This window comes from Bacillus sp. Y3 (assembly GCF_008123875.1).
In the GTDB taxonomy this organism is placed as follows: Bacteria; Bacillota; Bacilli; order Bacillales; family Bacillaceae; genus Bacillus; species Bacillus altitudinis.
The window spans coordinates 407616-425564 of record NZ_VSSC01000003.1 but is presented as its reverse complement, the minus strand read 5'-3'; the positions used below and the strand labels follow the sequence as shown (position 1 = coordinate 425564).

Annotated in this window: 20 protein-coding genes; 19 read left to right on the top strand and 1 reads right to left on the bottom strand. The window is 41.3% G+C overall.

The window, feature by feature from the left end:
• Positions 1 to 17: 17 nt before the first annotated feature.
• A complete protein-coding gene (locus FXF70_RS07255) occupies positions 18 to 947 on the bottom strand; it encodes a Na/Pi symporter (RefSeq protein ID WP_148780049.1) in 930 nt (309 codons plus the stop codon).
• Between the two features lie 182 nt (positions 948 to 1129).
• Between FXF70_RS07255 and rpsU the strand changes: the two genes are divergently transcribed.
• From rpsU to FXF70_RS07160, 19 genes are all read left to right on the top strand, one after another.
• The gene (rpsU, locus tag FXF70_RS07250) at positions 1130 to 1303 is read left to right on the top strand and encodes a 30S ribosomal protein S21 (RefSeq protein ID WP_003152957.1); all 174 of its coding nucleotides are present in this window, start codon (positions 1130 to 1132) and stop codon (positions 1301 to 1303) included.
• A gap of 14 nt (positions 1304 to 1317) precedes the next feature.
• Complete coding sequence (locus FXF70_RS07245; RefSeq protein WP_148780048.1) at positions 1318 to 1767, top strand: GatB/YqeY domain-containing protein; 450 nt, start codon at positions 1318 to 1320, stop codon at positions 1765 to 1767.
• Positions 1768 to 1908: 141 nt separating this feature from the next.
• Complete coding sequence (locus FXF70_RS07240) at positions 1909 to 3222, top strand: NfeD family protein (RefSeq protein WP_017358017.1); 1314 nt, start codon at positions 1909 to 1911, stop codon at positions 3220 to 3222.
• Between the two features lie 27 nt (positions 3223 to 3249).
• Complete coding sequence (floA, locus tag FXF70_RS07235; protein ID WP_007501317.1) at positions 3250 to 4242, top strand: flotillin-like protein FloA; 993 nt, start codon at positions 3250 to 3252, stop codon at positions 4240 to 4242.
• Between the two features lie 31 nt (positions 4243 to 4273).
• Complete coding sequence (locus tag FXF70_RS07230; RefSeq protein WP_125590951.1) at positions 4274 to 4771, top strand: hypothetical protein; 498 nt, start codon at positions 4274 to 4276, stop codon at positions 4769 to 4771.
• A gap of 206 nt (positions 4772 to 4977) precedes the next feature.
• Positions 4978 to 5259 carry a sporulation protein YqfC gene (gene yqfC, locus FXF70_RS07225; protein ID WP_003217398.1) on the top strand — a complete coding sequence of 94 codons (282 nt, stop codon included), beginning with the start codon at positions 4978 to 4980 and terminating at the stop codon, positions 5257 to 5259.
• An 18-nt stretch (positions 5260 to 5277) separates the two neighbouring features.
• Positions 5278 to 6468, top strand: coding sequence for a sporulation protein YqfD (yqfD, locus tag FXF70_RS07220; RefSeq protein WP_041506935.1), 1191 nt, complete (start codon positions 5278 to 5280; stop codon positions 6466 to 6468).
• Between the two features lie 3 nt (positions 6469 to 6471).
• A complete protein-coding gene (locus tag FXF70_RS07215) occupies positions 6472 to 7431 on the top strand; it encodes a PhoH family protein (RefSeq protein WP_008342419.1) in 960 nt (319 codons plus the stop codon).
• A 114-nt stretch (positions 7432 to 7545) separates the two neighbouring features.
• Positions 7546 to 9660, top strand: a complete 2115-nt coding sequence (locus FXF70_RS07210; protein WP_395947860.1) for an HD family phosphohydrolase — start codon at positions 7546 to 7548, stop codon at positions 9658 to 9660.
• Positions 9661 to 10140, top strand: coding sequence for an rRNA maturation RNase YbeY (gene ybeY, locus FXF70_RS07205; RefSeq protein WP_007501310.1), 480 nt, complete (start codon positions 9661 to 9663; stop codon positions 10138 to 10140).
• Positions 10118 to 10504: a diacylglycerol kinase family protein gene (locus tag FXF70_RS07200; RefSeq protein ID WP_008342413.1), complete on the top strand. Its 387-nt coding sequence runs from the start codon at positions 10118 to 10120 to the stop codon at positions 10502 to 10504. Before ybeY ends, FXF70_RS07200 begins: the two co-directional genes overlap by 23 nt.
• A gap of 112 nt (positions 10505 to 10616) precedes the next feature.
• Positions 10617 to 11015, top strand: a complete 399-nt coding sequence (locus FXF70_RS07195) for a cytidine deaminase (RefSeq protein ID WP_008342410.1) — start codon at positions 10617 to 10619, stop codon at positions 11013 to 11015.
• Positions 11008 to 11913: a GTPase Era gene (gene era, locus FXF70_RS07190; protein ID WP_148780046.1), complete on the top strand. Its 906-nt coding sequence runs from the start codon at positions 11008 to 11010 to the stop codon at positions 11911 to 11913. Before FXF70_RS07195 ends, era begins: the two co-directional genes overlap by 8 nt.
• A gap of 147 nt (positions 11914 to 12060) precedes the next feature.
• A complete protein-coding gene (locus tag FXF70_RS07185; RefSeq protein ID WP_008342408.1) occupies positions 12061 to 12204 on the top strand; it encodes a YqzL family protein in 144 nt (47 codons plus the stop codon).
• A gap of 35 nt (positions 12205 to 12239) precedes the next feature.
• Positions 12240 to 13010, top strand: a complete 771-nt coding sequence (gene recO / locus FXF70_RS07180) for a DNA repair protein RecO (RefSeq protein ID WP_008342406.1) — start codon at positions 12240 to 12242, stop codon at positions 13008 to 13010.
• A gap of 329 nt (positions 13011 to 13339) precedes the next feature.
• A complete protein-coding gene (gene glyQ, locus FXF70_RS07175; RefSeq protein ID WP_003217487.1) occupies positions 13340 to 14227 on the top strand; it encodes a glycine--tRNA ligase subunit alpha in 888 nt (295 codons plus the stop codon).
• The gene (gene glyS, locus FXF70_RS07170; RefSeq protein ID WP_148780045.1) at positions 14220 to 16265 is read left to right on the top strand and encodes a glycine--tRNA ligase subunit beta; all 2046 of its coding nucleotides are present in this window, start codon (positions 14220 to 14222) and stop codon (positions 16263 to 16265) included. The genes glyQ and glyS overlap by 8 nt, the downstream gene beginning before the upstream one ends.
• 166 nt (positions 16266 to 16431) lie before the next feature.
• Positions 16432 to 17070 carry a transcriptional regulator CcpN gene (gene ccpN, locus FXF70_RS07165; RefSeq protein ID WP_024423017.1) on the top strand — a complete coding sequence of 213 codons (639 nt, stop codon included), beginning with the start codon at positions 16432 to 16434 and terminating at the stop codon, positions 17068 to 17070.
• 25 nt (positions 17071 to 17095) lie between these two features.
• Positions 17096 to 17917: a pyruvate, water dikinase regulatory protein gene (locus tag FXF70_RS07160; protein ID WP_008342399.1), complete on the top strand. Its 822-nt coding sequence runs from the start codon at positions 17096 to 17098 to the stop codon at positions 17915 to 17917.
• The last annotated feature ends 32 nt before the right edge of the window (positions 17918 to 17949 follow it).

The following is a 17949-nucleotide window of genomic DNA, read 5'->3' as shown; positions in this document are numbered from 1 at the left end:
AGGCAAGCCGGTTTCTTTTATGTTGACCGATTCGGAAGAAGGAACAAAATCAAGGCGTAAAAAGGGCGGATGAACGGGAAAAAGAGGAGAGAACTTGCAACATTAAACAGCAGACTAAAGTGCGCAATTTGCTGGGCAGGAGAGCTTGCTAAAAGTGCAACAAACTCTGTGATAAAGGTGAGAAAAGGAAGACATAAAAGAACACCTAGAACATTAAACACGACGTGTGCATACGCGGTTTGACGGGCTGCATAACCGCCAGAGATAGCAGCCATCACGGCAGTAATACATGTTCCGATATTGGACCCTAAAACAAAGCTGATGCCTTCTTTTAGAGCGACAGTCCCTTCATTCATAAATCCCATCAAAATACCGATACATACAGAGCTTGAATGAACAATCGCCGTGAGCACTGTACCAGAGAGAAGAGCTGTCCAATCGGAATGCTGCATCATTTCAAGGAAACGCAGTGTCTCTGGCTGACTTGTCATCATCCCTGCAATTTTTGAAAAACCTTGAATACAAAAAAAGATCATGCCAAGCCCAAATAAACTTTTTCCTGCATATCGAAAAGACTTCCTGCCCAAAATGATACATAAAAGACCAGCTGCAATCAGAACCCACATAAACACGTCCATCTTAATGGCAATAAATTCTGTCGTAAATGTTGAGCCGATATTCGTTCCAAGAATCATGGGTATGGATTTTTTAAACGTGAGAATGCCTGTACTCACAAAGCCGATAACGATGACCATAAACGCCGAACTGCTTTGAAGAACCCCTGTAAACACAATACTGACCAAGAATGCTTTGACTGGATGATCTGTAAAGAGAAGAAGTGATTTCTCAATACGAGACGACGTGAGCGCCATTAATCCTTTCCTAAGCAAACCCATTGCCCATAAAAAAATGAAAATAAGTGCACAAAAATAAATGATCGCCATCATAGAAAAGTCCTCCTCTTACCAATGAATATATGGACTTGTCTACCTGCTCATGACGAAAATATATTTCCAAATCACTTAGTTGACCTCAACCTAGGCTTATATTATAATGTCTAGGTACATGTTTTGCATGTATATCTTTTTTTAATGCAGTCGATTGGTGTATTCGGAGGGAGGGAAAGAGAATGTCAAAAACGGTCGTTAGAAAAAACGAATCGCTTGAAGATGCTCTTCGTCGCTTTAAACGCAGTGTATCCAAAACTGGAACATTGCAAGAAGCAAGAAAGCGTGAATTTTATGAAAAGCCTAGCGTAAAGCGTAAGAAAAAGTCTGAAGCTGCTAGAAAACGTAAATTCTAAAGAGGGTGGATTTTATGAGTCTTCTTGAGCAATTAAATTCTGATATGAAGCTTTTTATGAAAAACCGAGAGAAAGACAAGCTTATTGTCATTCGTATGGTAAAGGCTTCACTGCAAAATGAAGCAATAAAGCTTAAGAAAGACAGTTTGACCGGAGATGAGGAACTAACCGTCCTTTCCCGCGAGATTAAGCAACGTAAAGACTCCCTCCATGAATTTTCGAAAGCTAATCGCTTAGATTTAGTAGATAAAGTTCAAAAAGAGATTGACATTTTAGACGTTTATTTACCTGAACAGCTTTCTGAAGAAGAACTGCAGGCGGTTGTGAAAGAAACAATCGCCGAAACCGGTGCTTCATCGAAAGCTGATATGGGTAAAGTGATGAGCGCTATTATGCCAAAAGTAAAAGGTAAAGCTGATGGTGCTGTGATTAACAGACTTGTCAGCGAGCAACTGCCTCAATAAAAAAGTATCCTTCTCATGTTAGAAGGGTACTTTTTTTATGCCTCCATAAACCTGTCATATAAAAATGAAACCTATGATACATTTGTAACGTATGTAAAGGAACGGTAAAATGAAAGAAAGAGAGGGGGGATCACCAAATAGATGAAAAAAATGAAAATTTCTATTGCTCTCTTCAGTTGTTTTATAATATGCTTGTTATTAGGGGTTCAATTGACCGCGAAATCAGCAGATCAGAAAGTTCATGTTATCCCAATTGAAGATACAGTAGAAAAAGGACTTTCTAAATTCATTGAACGATCATTTGAGCAGGCAAAGTCGGAACGGGCGAAGCACATCATTCTCGACATCAATACACCAGGTGGTGCAGTCGATGCGGCGCTTGAAATAGCCGATACCATTCGTGCATCCGATATCCCAGTGACAGCGTTTGTGAATCATAGAGCGCTTTCAGCCGGGGCATTCATTGCCTTAAATGCCGATCAAATTTATATGACCCCAAACGGAAAGATGGGGGCTGCTGCGATTATTGATGGTGAAGGCAACGCTGCCGATCAAAAATCTGAATCTCTATGGCTTGCTGAAATGAGTGACGCTGCTGAAAAGCAGGGGCGTGATCCAAAATATGCTCTTGCGATGGCAGATGTAGATATAGACGCAAAAGAAGCTGGTGCACCAAAAGGAGAATTGCTGACCTTTAACACAGATCGGGCACTTCAGTTCGGTTATGCAGAAGGAGAAGCGAAAAATTTGGATGACTTGCTTCAGAAGCTGAACTTAGCAGATGCTTCTGTTCAATACGATGAAGTGAGCTTTGCTGAAAAGGTTGCGCGTTTTCTCACGCATCCGATCGTCATTCCTATCCTTTTATCCATCGCGAGCTTAGGGTTAATTGTTGAATTATATTCTCCCGGCTTTGGGGTCCCAGGCACCATGGGAGTCACAGCGCTTCTTCTATTCTTTTATGGTCATCTCGTGGCAGGTTTTGCAGGATATGAGACATTGTTCCTGTTTTTGGCAGGGATTGTGTTGATCATTCTGGAATTATTTTTGCCAGGGGGAATCGTGGGTGTCATTGGACTAATCTGTGTCGTTGTCAGCTTATTTTTAGCAGCTGGAAGCTTTACAGAAATGGCGATTTCCATCTTGATTGCCACTGCTGTTTCAATCATAGCAGTTATTTTATTGACAAAGGTGTTGGGGAAACGTATGAAATTTTTTAAAAAGTTCATTTTAACCGATTCAACCAATAAAGAAAGTGGTTATGTCTCAAATGAAACAAGAGATGATCTTGTAGGACAAATCGCAGTGACAGCAACAGCACTTCGTCCATCTGGTACGATTGTATTCGGAGACGAGCGCATTGATGTTGTGTCAGAAGGTGCTTTTATCGATAAGGATGAACAAGTAAAAATTGTGAAAGCGGAAGGCTCACGCATTGTCGTGAGGAAAGTATAGATATACTGATTTTATAGGAGGAATAAAATGGATCCATCTACTTTACTATTATTTGTGATTATCGCAGCAGGTTTGATCGTTCTATCGATCTTCTTCACCTTTGTACCGGTGATGCTGTGGATTTCTGCCCTAGCGGCTGGCGTAAGAGTGAGCATTTTTACACTTGTAGGAATGAGGCTTCGCCGAGTGATTCCAAACCGAGTGGTCAACCCGCTCATCAAAGCGCATAAAGCAGGTCTTGATGCGACGATTAACCAATTAGAAAGCCACTATCTTGCAGGTGGTAACGTAGACCGAGTTGTCAACGCACTGATCGCAGCTCAGCGTGCGAATATCGAATTGAACTTTGCTCGCTGTGCGGCAATCGACCTAGCAGGCCGTGACGTACTTGAAGCTGTCCAAATGAGTGTAAACCCTAAAGTCATTGAAACACCATTTATCTCAGGTGTTGCGATGGACGGGATTGAAGTAAAAGCAAAAGCACGTATTACAGTTCGTGCAAACATTGACAGACTTGTCGGTGGTGCAGGGGAAGAAACGATCATTGCTCGTGTAGGTGAAGGGATTGTTTCGACAATCGGTTCATCAGATAATCATAAAAAGGTTCTTGAAAATCCTGATATGATTTCTCAAACGGTTCTTGGTAAAGGATTAGATTCAGGTACAGCATTTGAAATTCTCTCGATTGATATCGCAGATGTTGATATCGGTAAGAACATCGGGGCAATCCTGCAGACAGACCAAGCAGAAGCTGACAAAAACATTGCACAGGCGAAAGCAGAAGAACGCCGCGCGATGGCTGTTGCACAAGAACAAGAAATGCGTGCGAGAGTTGAAGAAATGCGCGCGAAAGTAGTAGAAGCAGAGGCTGAAGTACCACTTGCAATGGCCGAAGCACTACGTGAAGGTAATATTGGAGTTATGGACTACATGAACATTAAGAATATCGATGCTGATACGGATATGAGAGATTCATTTGGCAAAATGACAAAAGGTCCATCTGATAATGAAAACAAATAAGCATCCTCTCACGCTTTAAGGAGGGAGCCCATTGGACATTCTATTTGAAAATCCGTTACTAATAGCGATTATCATCGGTATTATCTCTGCGGTCTTTGGGAAAATCGGCAAACAAGAGGAGAACGAACAAAAGAACCAGCAAAACAAACCGGCTCCTCAACGTAAACCAGTGCCGCAAAAGCAAACAAAACAAACAAGTCCAGATCCAGTCGTGACGGACCAGCTCGACGATTTTGGCGATGTACATGATCATGGCGGGATGAAGAAACAAGGTTCACAGTCCTTACAGGATCGTTATACAGCTACACTTGCCGAAATGGAAGAAAGAAAAAGCGAGCTGAATAAAGAGTTTCAATCGCTTGAAAGAGAACTTACAAGGCCAAAGGCAGCATCTGTTGGAATGAAGCCGAAAATGATTGAGAAACTCAACCAAGATACGGTCGTTCAAGGGATGATCCTTGGTGAAGTATTTGGAGAGCCTCGTGCGAAAAAGCCGCATCGAACGATGAAACGACCATATAAAAGATAAAGAAGTAAGCCCCCTCATCCTTAAGGGGGCTTTTTTGTTGTGTAATGGAGACTTTTCTTAGTCAAAATGATGAAACGGCTGTTTTACGGGATTCATTAGCATGATATGAACCGCTGAGGAATAGGATGATATAGAGGCTTTCTCATCAGTCTCACCATCTTTCAGTTTGATCTCATACACATGAGGTGGGAAGGGGTTCTTATTGAATGGGAAAAAGAAAAAATCAACTTAAAGCATGGCTGACAAGAACACTTGAAATCCCTCCGGACGTGATGATGGATCTTCCCCGTATTACGATGGTTGGCAGACTCCATATTTACATAGAGAACCATAAAGGGCTTTTACTTTTCAGTGATCAAGAGGTAAGGCTGATGCTCAAGCAAGGACAGTGCATTATTTCAGGGAAAGACTTTGTGATTAAAACGATTTTGCCAGAAGAGATCTTATTAGAGGGGAAAATCGATGAGGTCCGTTATATTGATTCTTAACTGACGGAGGGGAGAAACGTGAAAAACAAATGGTTTGCCTATTTTATTGGCAGAGTGGAAGTGGAGATAAGAGGAAGCGGTATTGAGCGGCTAATCAATGAGTGCACGAGACAGGGGATCACAATTTTTCAAGTGAGCCGCCGTCAAGACAGCGTGCGCTTATTTATTCGCCTCTCAGATGTACATGCCTTTAGAAAAGTGCGCAGACATCATGAGGTGAAATGTTCATTTCATCAAAAGAAAGGGTTCCCGTTTCTTCTTCTATGGTCGAGAAGAAATATTGGATTCACCCTCGGGATGGCTTTTTTCCTAGTGACGATATTGGCTCTTTCAAATATGGTGTGGAAAATTGAGATTAAAGGTGCGAATCCAGAAACAGAACACCAAATGAGAAAGCATCTGGACGAAATAGGGGTACAAAAAGGGCGTTTTCAGTTTCTCATGGGGACCCCTGAAAAAATACAAAAATCATTGACGACCAATATTCAGAGCATTACATGGGTCGGAGTTGAACTGAACGGAACGACGTTTCAAATGAAAGTGGTCGAAAAAAATGAACCTGAAAAGGAGAAATATACGAGTCCTCAGCACATCGTTGCCAAGAAAAAGGCGGTCATCACGAGAATGTATGTAGAAAAGGGGGAACCGCTTGCCCAGGTCGATGAGCATGTGAAAAAAGGGCAGATGCTCGTCTCAGGTTTAATCGGGAGTGAAGATCAGAAAAAAACGGTCGGAGCCAAAGCGAAAATCTATGGTGAAACATGGTACCGATCTGAAGTTTCTGTCCCTCTCCGAACATCTTTTGATGTCTTTACGGGTAAAATGAAGACAAAGCACAAGCTCTCCTTATTTGGAGGCTCCATCCCATTTTGGGGATTTTCCTTTAAAAAAGATGATTTTCAGCAGCCGAAAACAGAAAAAGAAGTTCACCCGCTTCATTTTTTGAATATGCAATTGCCGTTCTCCTATGAAAAGGAAATCACACGAGAAAGTGAAAAAATAAATCGAGAATACACAAATAAAGAAGCGGTTCAAGCAGGGATTAAAATGGGTAAAAAAGAATTAGAAGAAAAGCTAGGTCAAACAGGTGAGGTGAAAAGTGAAAAAGTTTTGCACGAGACAACAGGGAATGGTAAAGTTAAGTTAATCATCCTTTACCAAGTAATAGAAGATATTGTTCAACCAACACCTATTGTTCAGGGAGACTAGAGAATGACAGAACATTTACTTGAGATTCAACAAAAATTGGATAGCCCAAATGAAGCCATTGCTTTATTTGGCAATCAAGATGCTTATCTGAAACTGATGGAAAACGAGCTGAATGTCTCCATTATCACACGTGGAGAGAAAGTGTATGTTTCTGGTCAGGAAGCATCAAGAGATACTGTGAGCCGTTTGATTACATCTCTCTTACATCTCATTCGTAAAGGAATTGAGATTTCTGAGCGGGATGTCGTCTATGCCATTAAAATGGCGCAAAAAGACAAGCTCAATTATTTTGAAAATATGTATGAAGATGAAATTACGAAAAATGCCAAAGGAAAGTCGATCAGAGTCAAAACGATCGGCCAGCGTGAATATGCTGCGGCAATGAAAAAAGATGATCTGGTCTTTGGGATTGGACCTGCTGGTACAGGTAAAACGTATTTAGCAGTGGTCAACGCCGTACATGCCCTGAAAAATGGACATGTCAAACGGATTATCCTGACAAGGCCAGCTGTTGAAGCAGGAGAAAGTCTTGGCTTTTTGCCAGGAGATTTAAAAGAAAAAGTCGATCCTTATTTAAGACCGCTATATGATGCTCTGCACGATGTGCTTGGTAGTGATCATACGGAACGTTTAATTGAGCGCGGAGTGATTGAAATTGCCCCTCTTGCCTATATGAGAGGGCGGACGCTTGATGATGCATTTGTGATTTTAGATGAAGCGCAGAATACAACGCCAGCTCAAATGAAAATGTTTTTGACGAGACTAGGCTTTGGTTCTAAAATGGTCATTACAGGAGATATTACACAAATTGATTTGCCTAAAGGTATGCAGTCAGGCCTTGCGGCTGCAAAGGACATGCTTGCTGAGATCAAGGGTATCTCATTCATTGAATTAGATCAGACAGATGTGGTCAGACACCCGCTTGTGGCGAAGATCATTGGAGCATACGAAAAGCAAAAATGAACTGAGTGACCCGATCGCCTTAATCGGGTCATTTTGTTTCGATCGTGGTTTAAAGTAAAAAAGGAGGTACTTTCCTTGAGAAAGAATCAGAAAGGCAGTAAGCGCAAAAGGCTGCTGTCTAAAAAAGAACCTCAGAAAATGGAGCGCTCACGCTATTTAAACGTACTGCTATACGCTGGTTTAGCGGCCATCCTGTTTGTGGTGCTCTTCTTCCATGTAAAGCCTGAATCGCTCGACCTAGATTTGTTTTCAGTGAGCGAACAGACCATCTATTCTCCGTCTACCGTTGATGACCAAGAAGCAACAGAAGAAAAGAAACAAGAAGCAACGGATCAAGTGGAAGACCAATATACACTCAAAAAAGCGTATTCTGATAATCGTGTTGACCTCATTTCATCCCTCTTTGAAGCCATTAAAGAAGAGAAGAAAGCAGCAGCTGATGACAAAGAGAACCCGCCAACAGATCAAGAGATGGTGAAGCATGTAAAAGAGAAACTCACAACCGATATGCAGGAAGCTGTTTCGGATCAATCGATTAAAGCACTGCTCCAAGCAAGCGACGAAAACCTTTCTTTTACAAAGGACTCCATCATCACAGTGGTCAATTCTCTCATGAGTAAAGAAATCACAGCTTCTAAGCTGCAAGATGAAAAGAAACAAGTGAAAGCAGAGCTTGAAAACAATTCGATTCCGTCAAAATATTTAAATGCAGCGAAAGAAATTGGTGAATTTGCGATTATTCCAAACTATGTATTTGACCCGGTCGCAACAGAGAAGAAAAGACAAGAAGCAGCTGATAATATCCAGCCGGTTCAAATTAAGCAAGGGCAAATTTTAGTGGAAGAAGGAGAGCTCATTGACCGCGAAGTGTATCGCAAATTAGAACTGACCGGCCTTTTAAACAGCTCCAATTTGTTTAAGCCTGTAAGCGGTCTTATCATCTTAATTGGTCTCTTCTTAGCGGCGATTGTCCACTCACTGGAATCGAGGAAAAAGTCGCTCGTCCATAAGAATAAATCGTTACTGCTGTACTCGCTTATTTTCACCATTATTTTAATCATCATGGAAGTATTCAGTCTCTTCCAGGAAACCAAATATACAACCATCGGCTACGTCGTGCCTGTGGCACTTGGCACGATGCTGATTAAGCTGCTGATCAATGAGCGGCTGGCGATCTTCTCCGGCCTTGTATTTGCCCTTTGCGGCAGTATGATGTTTAATCAAGGAGTAACAGGCGTCTTTAACTATGTCATCTGTGCTTATTATTTAATAAGCGGGATGGCGGGGATTTTATTTTTGAGAAAACATAATGCGAGATCAAAAATTTTGCAGGCGGGGCTTTGGGTAGCTTTGGTGAATGTACTTGTTGTGCTGTCCATTATGCTGATTCAAAATTCTTCTCCATCAGGGCTTGAAATAGGTGTGAACCTCATCATGGCGATTGTGTCAGGGTTTGCATCGGCTATTTTGGTTATTGGGTTAATGCCAGTCTTTGAGAGCATGTTTGGCATTCTTTCGACCATGAAGCTTATTGAATTATCGAACCCGAATCATCCGCTGCTGAAAAAGATCTTAACAGAGACGCCAGGTACATATCATCATAGTGTCATGGTGGCGAATTTAGCGGATGCTGCATGTGAAGCAGTCGGTGCAAATGGATTGTTAGCAAGGGTTGGAGCTTATTATCATGACATTGGAAAAACGAAAAGACCCCAATACTTTATTGAAAACCAAATGAACATTGATAATCCGCACGACAAGCTTTCTCCTCAGCTGAGCAAGAATATTATTATTGCCCATACGACAGATGGTGCTGAAATGCTGAGAGAAAAGAAGTTTCCAGAGGAACTTGTGGACATTGCAGAACAGCATCACGGAAAGTCCCTGCTGAAGTTCTTTTACTATAAGGCAAAAGAACGGGATGATCAGGTGACAGAAGAAGAATTTCGTTATCCTGGTCCAAAACCGCAATCGAAAGAAGCGGCCATTATTTCTGTAGCTGACAGCGTGGAAGCGGCGGTTCGTTCGATGCATAATCCAAACCCTGAGCGGATTGAAAAGCTTGTCAAAGGCATTATTTCAGATAAGATGCAGGATGGACAATTTAGTGAATGTGATCTGACATTTAAAGAATTAAATATTATTAGCCAAACGATTTGTACAACATTAAAGGGGATTTTCCATTCTCGGATTGAATATCCAGATGCCCCGAAGCAGAAGGTGAAGTAAATGACATTGTTAATCGATTTAATAGATGAAACAGGACAAGTATCGAAAGAGCAGCTTGAAGAAGTGGAAAAGCTTCTTCAATTTGCTGCGGATGCCCTTGAGGTAAAAGATCAAGCGGAAGTATCAGTATCGATCGTTTCAAATGAAGAAATTCATCAAATTAATAAAGAATACCGAGGAAAAGATGCACCAACAGATGTAATTTCATTTGCCCTTGAGGAAGAAGGCGAAGGGGAAATTGAAATCATTGGAGCTGATGACATTCCGCCTGTACTTGGTGACATTATCATTAGTGTTGATCGTACGAAAGAGCAAGCAGAGGAATATGGACATTCCTTCATGAGAGAGCTAGGATTTTTAACGATTCATGGTTTTCTTCATTTGCTTGGCTATGATCATATGACAGAAGAAGATGAAAAAGAAATGTTCGCCAAACAGACAAAAATCTTGGATGATTATGGCCTTTCGAGATCATCGTAAGAAGCGAACGCCGCTTGTCCGTTTTTTTCGGAGTTTTTATTATGCATTTAGAGGAATATGGCGAACTTTCTTGAATGAACGGAATTTTCGGTTTCACACAGTCGCAGCCATCATCGTGGTGATTTGCGGCTTTTGGTTTCACATTCATCCGGTTGAATGGATGATCATTCTGCTTTTATGTGGCGGGATGTTTGCGTTAGAACTTGTGAATACAGCGATTGAACATACAGTAGATCTTTTCACAGAAGAGAAGCATCCTCTTGCTGAGAGAGCGAAGGACGCGGCAGCAGGCGCTGTTTGCGTTTACGCCGCCATTTCGGTTATGATTGGGTTGATCATCTTCTTACCGAAGATCATGCAATAGAACAATATTACTATTTATTAACATTTTTAGAAATGGGCGTGAAAATGTCACGTGAATTATGTAAAATATAAATGTGACAGTGGTACCATTTCTTCTGAAAGTGGGAACTAGAATGAACAAACAAGAGTTGATTTCAGAAGCAGTCAAAGCAAGAGATTTTGCATATGTACCCTATTCTAAATTCAAAGTCGGTGCAGCATTATTATCGCATGACGGAAAAGTGTATGGCGGCTGCAATATTGAAAATGCAGCATATGGTATGTGTAATTGTGCGGAAAGAACAGCACTTTTTAAAGCGTACTCAGAGGGCATCACATCTTTTCAAATGCTTGCAGTAGTGGCTGATACAGATCGGCCTGTTTCACCATGCGGCGCATGCAGACAGGTCATTTCAGAGCTATGTGCACCTGATATGCCAGTGATTCTAACGAACTTAAAAGGTCATATATACGAAACGACAGTAAACGAACTATTGCCAGGCGCATTTTCACCGGAGGATTTAAATGACTAACGAAAGCTTCAAATCAGGATTTGTATCAATTATTGGAAGACCAAATGTAGGGAAATCGACCTTTCTTAATCGTGTAATTGGACAAAAGATTGCGATTATGAGTGATAAGCCCCAAACGACTCGAAACAAAGTGCAAGGTGTTCTGACAACGAACACGTCACAAACGATTTTTATCGATACACCAGGAATTCATAAACCGAAGCACAAACTTGGCGATTTTATGATGAGGGTGGCTCAAAATACACTCAAGGAAGTCGACCTGATCTTGTTTATGATCAACGCACAGGAAGGCTATGGAAAAGGTGATGAATTCATCATTGAACGACTAAAGCAAACATCGACACCGGTGTTCCTTGTCGTCAATAAAATTGACCAAATTCATCCGGATGAACTGTTCCTTTTAATTGATGAATACCGTACACGTTACCCATTTAAGGAAATTGTGCCAATTTCAGCACTTGAAGGCAACAACATTGATACGATTCTTCAGCAAATTGAAGGTTATCTTCCAGAAGGCCCTCAATTTTATCCGGCAGATCAAGTAACAGATCACCCAGAGCGATTTATTATTTCTGAATTAATTCGTGAAAAAGTGCTGCATTTAACGAGAGAAGAGATCCCTCACAGTATTGCGGTTGCGATTGAATCGATCAAGCCAGATGAAAACGGCAAGATTCATGTTGCAGCGACCATCGTCGTAGAACGTGATTCACAAAAAGGGATTGTGATTGGTAAGCGCGGCAGCTTATTAAAAGAAGTGGGACAAAAAGCGCGCAGAGACATTGAAGCACTTTTAGGCTCAAAGGTGTATTTAGAGCTTTGGGTAAAAGTGCAGAAGGACTGGCGTAATAAATCCACACATCTTCGTGATTTCGGATTTAGAGAAGACGAATATTAAAAACCGATACAGTTGTTAGTAGATCTGACAATGGTGCGGTTCGATTAGTAAAAATTGTTTATCATGAAATGGAGGTAGCCTGGTCAAGATAAAATTAATATGTTGGATGTAGCGTTGCTGCTTCTAATAAAGAAAGGTGGGGTTTTTATGTTGAATTTTACATGGAACGTATTTTCACAAACAGGAAGCGTTGACACGTATCTGCTTTTCAAAGAGTTAGAAAAGGAGAACCTGGAAAGACCCGATGTACTTGAAGAAGAAATAGCACGACTTGATTTTCCAATCTTATAATTCTTGACCCCCTCCAATGCTCGGAGTGTAGACAAATGCTCATTAAAAGTGAAGGAATCGTCCTTAGAACAACAGATTATGGCGAAACAAACAAAATTGTCACGCTGCTCACTAGAGAACATGGGAAAATTGGTGTGATGGCAAGAGGCGCTAAGAAATCGAACAGCCGCCTGTCAGCCATAAGCCAGCCGTTTTTATACGGAACCTTCCTGATCCAATCATCAACAGGACTTGGAACGCTCCAGCAAGGTGAAATGATGGAAAGCATGCGAACCATTCGGGAAGATTTATTTCTGACCGCATATGCCGCATATATGACAGAATTACTTGATAAAGGAACAGAAGAAAAGAAGCCAAACCCTTACTTGTTTGAACTTCTTCTTCAATCTTTACGCCATCTCAATGAAGGCACAGATGCTGATATTATTTTATTTATCGTAGAGGTTAAAATGCTGTCAGTGATGGGGTTGAAGCCTGAACTGGACCAATGTGTACACTGCGGTCAAAAAGAAGGGCAGTTCCATTTCTCAATTAGAGATAACGGATTCATCTGTAAGCAATGCTTTTCTAAAGATCCATATAAACTGCCCTTATCCCCAGCAGCAGCAAGACTGCTCCGTTTGTTTCATTATTTTGATTTATCAAGGCTTGGTCAGGTTGACGTGAAACCACAGACGAAACAAGAAATTCGTCAAGTGCTCGATCATTATTATGAAGAGTATTCAGGTCTTTATTTAAAATCAAAAAAATTCATGAATCAAATGGAATCCATGAAAAAGCTAATGGACGGTGAAAACAAAAGTTGACATCTCTCGTGACTTTTTGTAAGATCATCTAAGATCAAATATGTTGCATTGACAGAAAGAAGTACTTACGTATCAGCCATAAAAGCGACCTTAGGGCGGTGTGAGCTAAGGATGGACACGTAACGAAAGGCATTCTTGAGCAACGTAAAACAAAGCGGCTGGGTGCTACGACACCAGCAAATAGGGTGGAACCGCGGGAAAAACTCTCGTCCCTATGTTTGCAAGGAACCTTGTGAGCATAGAGACGGGAGTTTTTGTGTTTTGCAAAAAGGTTCTAGGCCCCACCGCCATACATAGCGGATGGTGTAAAAAAGATGGAGGTGCGATCATTGAATATTCAAGACATGATTTTGACACTGCAAAAGCATTGGTCAAATGAAGGCTGCGTATTAATGCAGGCATATGACACAGAAAAAGGTGCCGGAACGATGAGTCCATACACGTTCCTCAGAAGCATTGGACCAGAGCCATGGAAGGTAGCCTATGTAGAACCTTCAAGACGCCCGGCTGACGGCAGATATGGAGAAAACCCAAACAGATTGTATCAACATCATCAATTTCAAGTGATCATTAAGCCATCACCTGACAATATTCAAGAACTGTATCTAGAATCATTGAAGGCGCTTGGCATTGACCCGCTGAAACATGATATTCGTTTTGTTGAAGACAACTGGGAAAACCCATCTCTTGGCTGCGCAGGACTTGGCTGGGAAGTTTGGCTTGATGGAATGGAAATTACACAATTTACGTATTTCCAGCAAGTCGGTGGTTTAGAATGTAAGCCAGTTTCTGTTGAAATCACATACGGAATTGAGCGTCTTGCTTCTTACATCCAAGACAAAGAAAATGTGTTTGACCTTGAATGGACAGATGGCTTTACTGTAAGAGATTTATTCTTAATGGCTGAATACGAGCATTCTGTGTATACGTTTGAAACATCTAATACGGATATGCTGTTCGATTTATTTACAACATATGAAAAAGAAGCACATAGCCAAATGGACAAAGGGCTTGTTCACCCGGCATATGATTATGTACTCAAATGTTCTCACACATTTAACCTGCTTGATGCCAAAGGCGCGATTTCTGTGACTGAGCGAACAGGTTATATCGGAAGAGTACGTCAGCTAGCGAGAAAAGTAGCCAAAACATATTACGAAGAACGAGAAAAACTAGGATTCCCTATGCTAAAAGAGGAGGCGGCTTCTCATGAATAAACAAGATGTATTACTTGAAATCGGCTTAGAAGAGATGCCGGCTCGTTTCATGCCAGAAAGCACAAAGCAGCTAGGTGACAAAGTAAAAGCTTGGTTCGTAGCGCAAAATATTTCATTCGAAGACGTTGCTTTATTTAATTCACCAAGACGTCTAGCTGTACTCGTCAAAGGTGTTGCAGAAAAACAAGAGGACATCAAAGAAGAAGCAAAAGGACCGGCTAAAAAGATTGCTCAAGATGCTGAAGGCAATTGGACAAAAGCTGCCGAAGGTTTTGCCCGCGGACAAGGCGCTTCAACAGAAGATCTTTATTTCAAAGACATCAAAGGTGTGGATTATGTCCATGTCCAAAAGTTTCAAGAAGGTAAGCAAGTCAAAGACCTTCTTCCAGCATTGGGTGACATTGCCGCTTCATTGAGTTTTCCAAAGAACATGAGATGGGGAAGCGAGGATTTACGCTATATCCGTCCAATTAAATGGATTGTTTGTTTATTTGGTCAAGAGATCATTCCTGTCGAAATTGCAGGAGTGAAAAGCGGACGGGAGACTAGAGGACATCGTTTCCTAGGAACGACAGCCAGCATTGACACACCAGCTTCTTATGAGCAAACATTAAGAGATCAATTTGTCATTGTAGATTCAGATAAAAGAAAACAATTAATTACTGAGCAATTACATGCGCTTTCTTCCGAAAAAGGCTGGGTCATTCCAGTTGATCCTGAGCTTCTAGAAGAAGTGAACGATCTCGTTGAATATCCAACCGTTCTATTTGGTTCTTTTGAAGAAGAATTTCTTGCGCTGCCGGAAGAAGTGCTTGTCACGACAATGAAAGAGCATCAGCGTTATTTCCCTGTGAAAAATGAACAAGGGGAATTACTGCCGCACTTTATTACGGTCAGAAATGGAAACAGTGAGGCACTTGAAAATGTGGCAAGAGGGAACGAAAAGGTCCTTCGTGCACGTTTATCAGATGCGGCATTTTTCTATAAAGAAGACGAAAAACTCGTCATTGAAGACAACATTCAAAAGCTTGATAAAGTCGTATTCCATGAGAAACTTGGCACGATTGGCGACAAGCTGAAAAGAGTAACAGACATTGCCGTCCGCCTAGCAGATCATGTGGGTGCAGATGAAGAAACGTCTAAACGCGCTGCAAGAGCAGCCAGTATTTCTAAATTTGACCTTGTGACTCAGATGGTCTATGAATTCCCAGAACTGCAAGGAATCATGGGTGAAAAATATGCTAGAGCACTTGGCGAGCATGAAGAAGTGGCAAAGAGTATCAACGAGCACTATATGCCGCGTTTTGCCGGTGACGATGCGCCGTCAACACTTATTGGGGCGATTGTTGCAGTGGCGGATAAGCTAGATTCTATTTGTTCATTCTTCTCAATTGATGTCATTCCAACAGGCTCTCAAGATCCTTATGGATTAAGAAGACAAGCGAGCGGTATCGTTCAAATCCTGCTCGACCGCCAATGGAATCTTTCATTTAAAGAGCTTTTAGCACTAGCTCAAGTAGAGACTAAACATGAAGCTGCTCTCATTGAATTTTTAACACACCGTTTGAAATATGTTCTCCAAGCAGAACATATCCGTCATGACGTGGTGGAAGCAGTCCTTGATGTTGAAAATATTGAACCATATGCGGTTGTGAAAAAAGCGGCTGTTCTTGAAGAGAGCGTGAAACAGGAGAGTTTCAAAGAAACGGCTGAGGCACTAGGCCGCGTCATTTCAATCAGTAAAAAAGGGGAAGACGCACAGATTCAGCCTGAACTGTTTGAAAATGAACACGAACAAAAGCTATTTGAAGCGTATCAGCAAGCGGAAAAAGCCGTCAACGAGCATATGGCAAGTGGACAGTACCATTCAGCACTTGAAGCGTTAGATACGTTAAAGGCACCAATTGTTCATTATTTCGACCATACCATGGTTCATGCCGATGATGAAAAACTGAAACAAAATCGTTTGGCACAAATGGTCAAACTTGCAAAAGTCATTCAATCATTTGCGAATATGAACAATTTAATTGTAAAATAAATACCTAAGAACGGTTGCCTTTTTCGAAGGGCAATCGTTTTTTACTCATTTAATTCACGGTTTTTGAGTGGATTTTTGTTTCATTCGGACGAAGATGCGCTATAATATGATGAGTTATGAAATTGATATACATAAAGTAAGGATTCGCTCTCTCTATTTAAAGGTGGTGAGTACAATCGAGTTAAATAAACGGCAAGAGCAGATTTTACAGATTGTCAAAGAGAATGGTCCGATCACTGGAGAGCATATCGCCGATCGGCTGAACTTAACAAGGGCTACCCTCAGACCGGATTTAGCCATTTTAACGATGTCTGGCTTTTTAGAAGCAAGACCAAGGGTCGGCTACTTTTTTACAGGCAAAACAGGCACGCAGCTTCTGGCAGATAAGCTGAAAAAACTTCAAGTGAAAGATTTTCAGTCCATTCCGGTCGTGATACACGAGAATGTTTCGGTTTATGATGCGATTTGTACGATGTTTTTAGAGGATGTGGGCACATTATTCGTTGTGGACGATCACTCTATTTTAACAGGCGTGTTATCAAGAAAAGACCTCCTTCGAGCAAGTATTGGGAAACAAGAGCTTCCATCTATACCTGTCCATATTATTATGACAAGAATGCCGAACATTACCGTTTGCCGCAAAGAAGATTTTATTATGGATGTGGCCAAGCACTTGATTGAAAAGCAAATAGATGCACTTCCTGTTATAAAAGATACGGATAAAGGCTTTGAAGTGGTCGGCAGAATTACGAAAACAAACATGACGAAAATACTTGTTAGCTTATCAGAGAACGAAATTATCTAATTACAGAAGACTGCGAGGGGATGTTATGAGTAATCGCGTAATTTTTGTTGTATCAGATTCAGTAGGAGAAACGGCAGAGCTCGTGGTCAAAGCGGCACTTAGCCAATTTGATGGCGGCTCATCCGACCATTCAAATATTAGAAGAATCCCATATGTAGAGGATGTCGGTACGATTAAAGAAGTGATTTCATTGGCGAAAGCAGATAATGGGATCGTTTGCTTTACTCTTGTTGTGCCAGAAATGCGCCAATTCTTAATAGAAGAAGCAGAAGCGAATGGCGTCGTGTACTATGACATTATCGGTCCACTTATTGATAAAATGGAGACGGCATATGGAAATGAAGCGAAACATGAGCCAGGTCGTGTACGTCAATTAGATGAGGACTATTTTAAAAAGGTAGAAGCCATTGAGTTCGCTGTGAAATATGATGATGGCCGGGACCCAAGAGGTATTCTAAAGGCTGATATTGTGCTGATTGGTGTATCGCGTACGTCTAAGACACCACTTTCTCAATACTTAGCACATAAACGCTTGAAGGTAGCAAACGTTCCGATAGTTCCTGAAGTTGATCCGCCAGAGGAGTTATTCTCAGTTGATCCAAAAAAATGCATCGGCCTGAAAATTAGTCCAGACAAACTAAATCATATCCGTAAAGAACGTTTAAAGTCACTCGGTTTAAATGACCGTGCCATTTATGCGAATATCGAGCGGATTAAAGAGGAACTAGAATATTTTGAAAAAGTGGTTGACCGCATTAACTGTCAAGTTGTTGATGTATCGAATAAAGCAGTTGAGGAGACAGCAAATGTCATTCATCAAATGCTGACCAAAAGAGGTTCCGAATAAACTCAGGATGCTCCTCCTGGGTTTTTCCTATG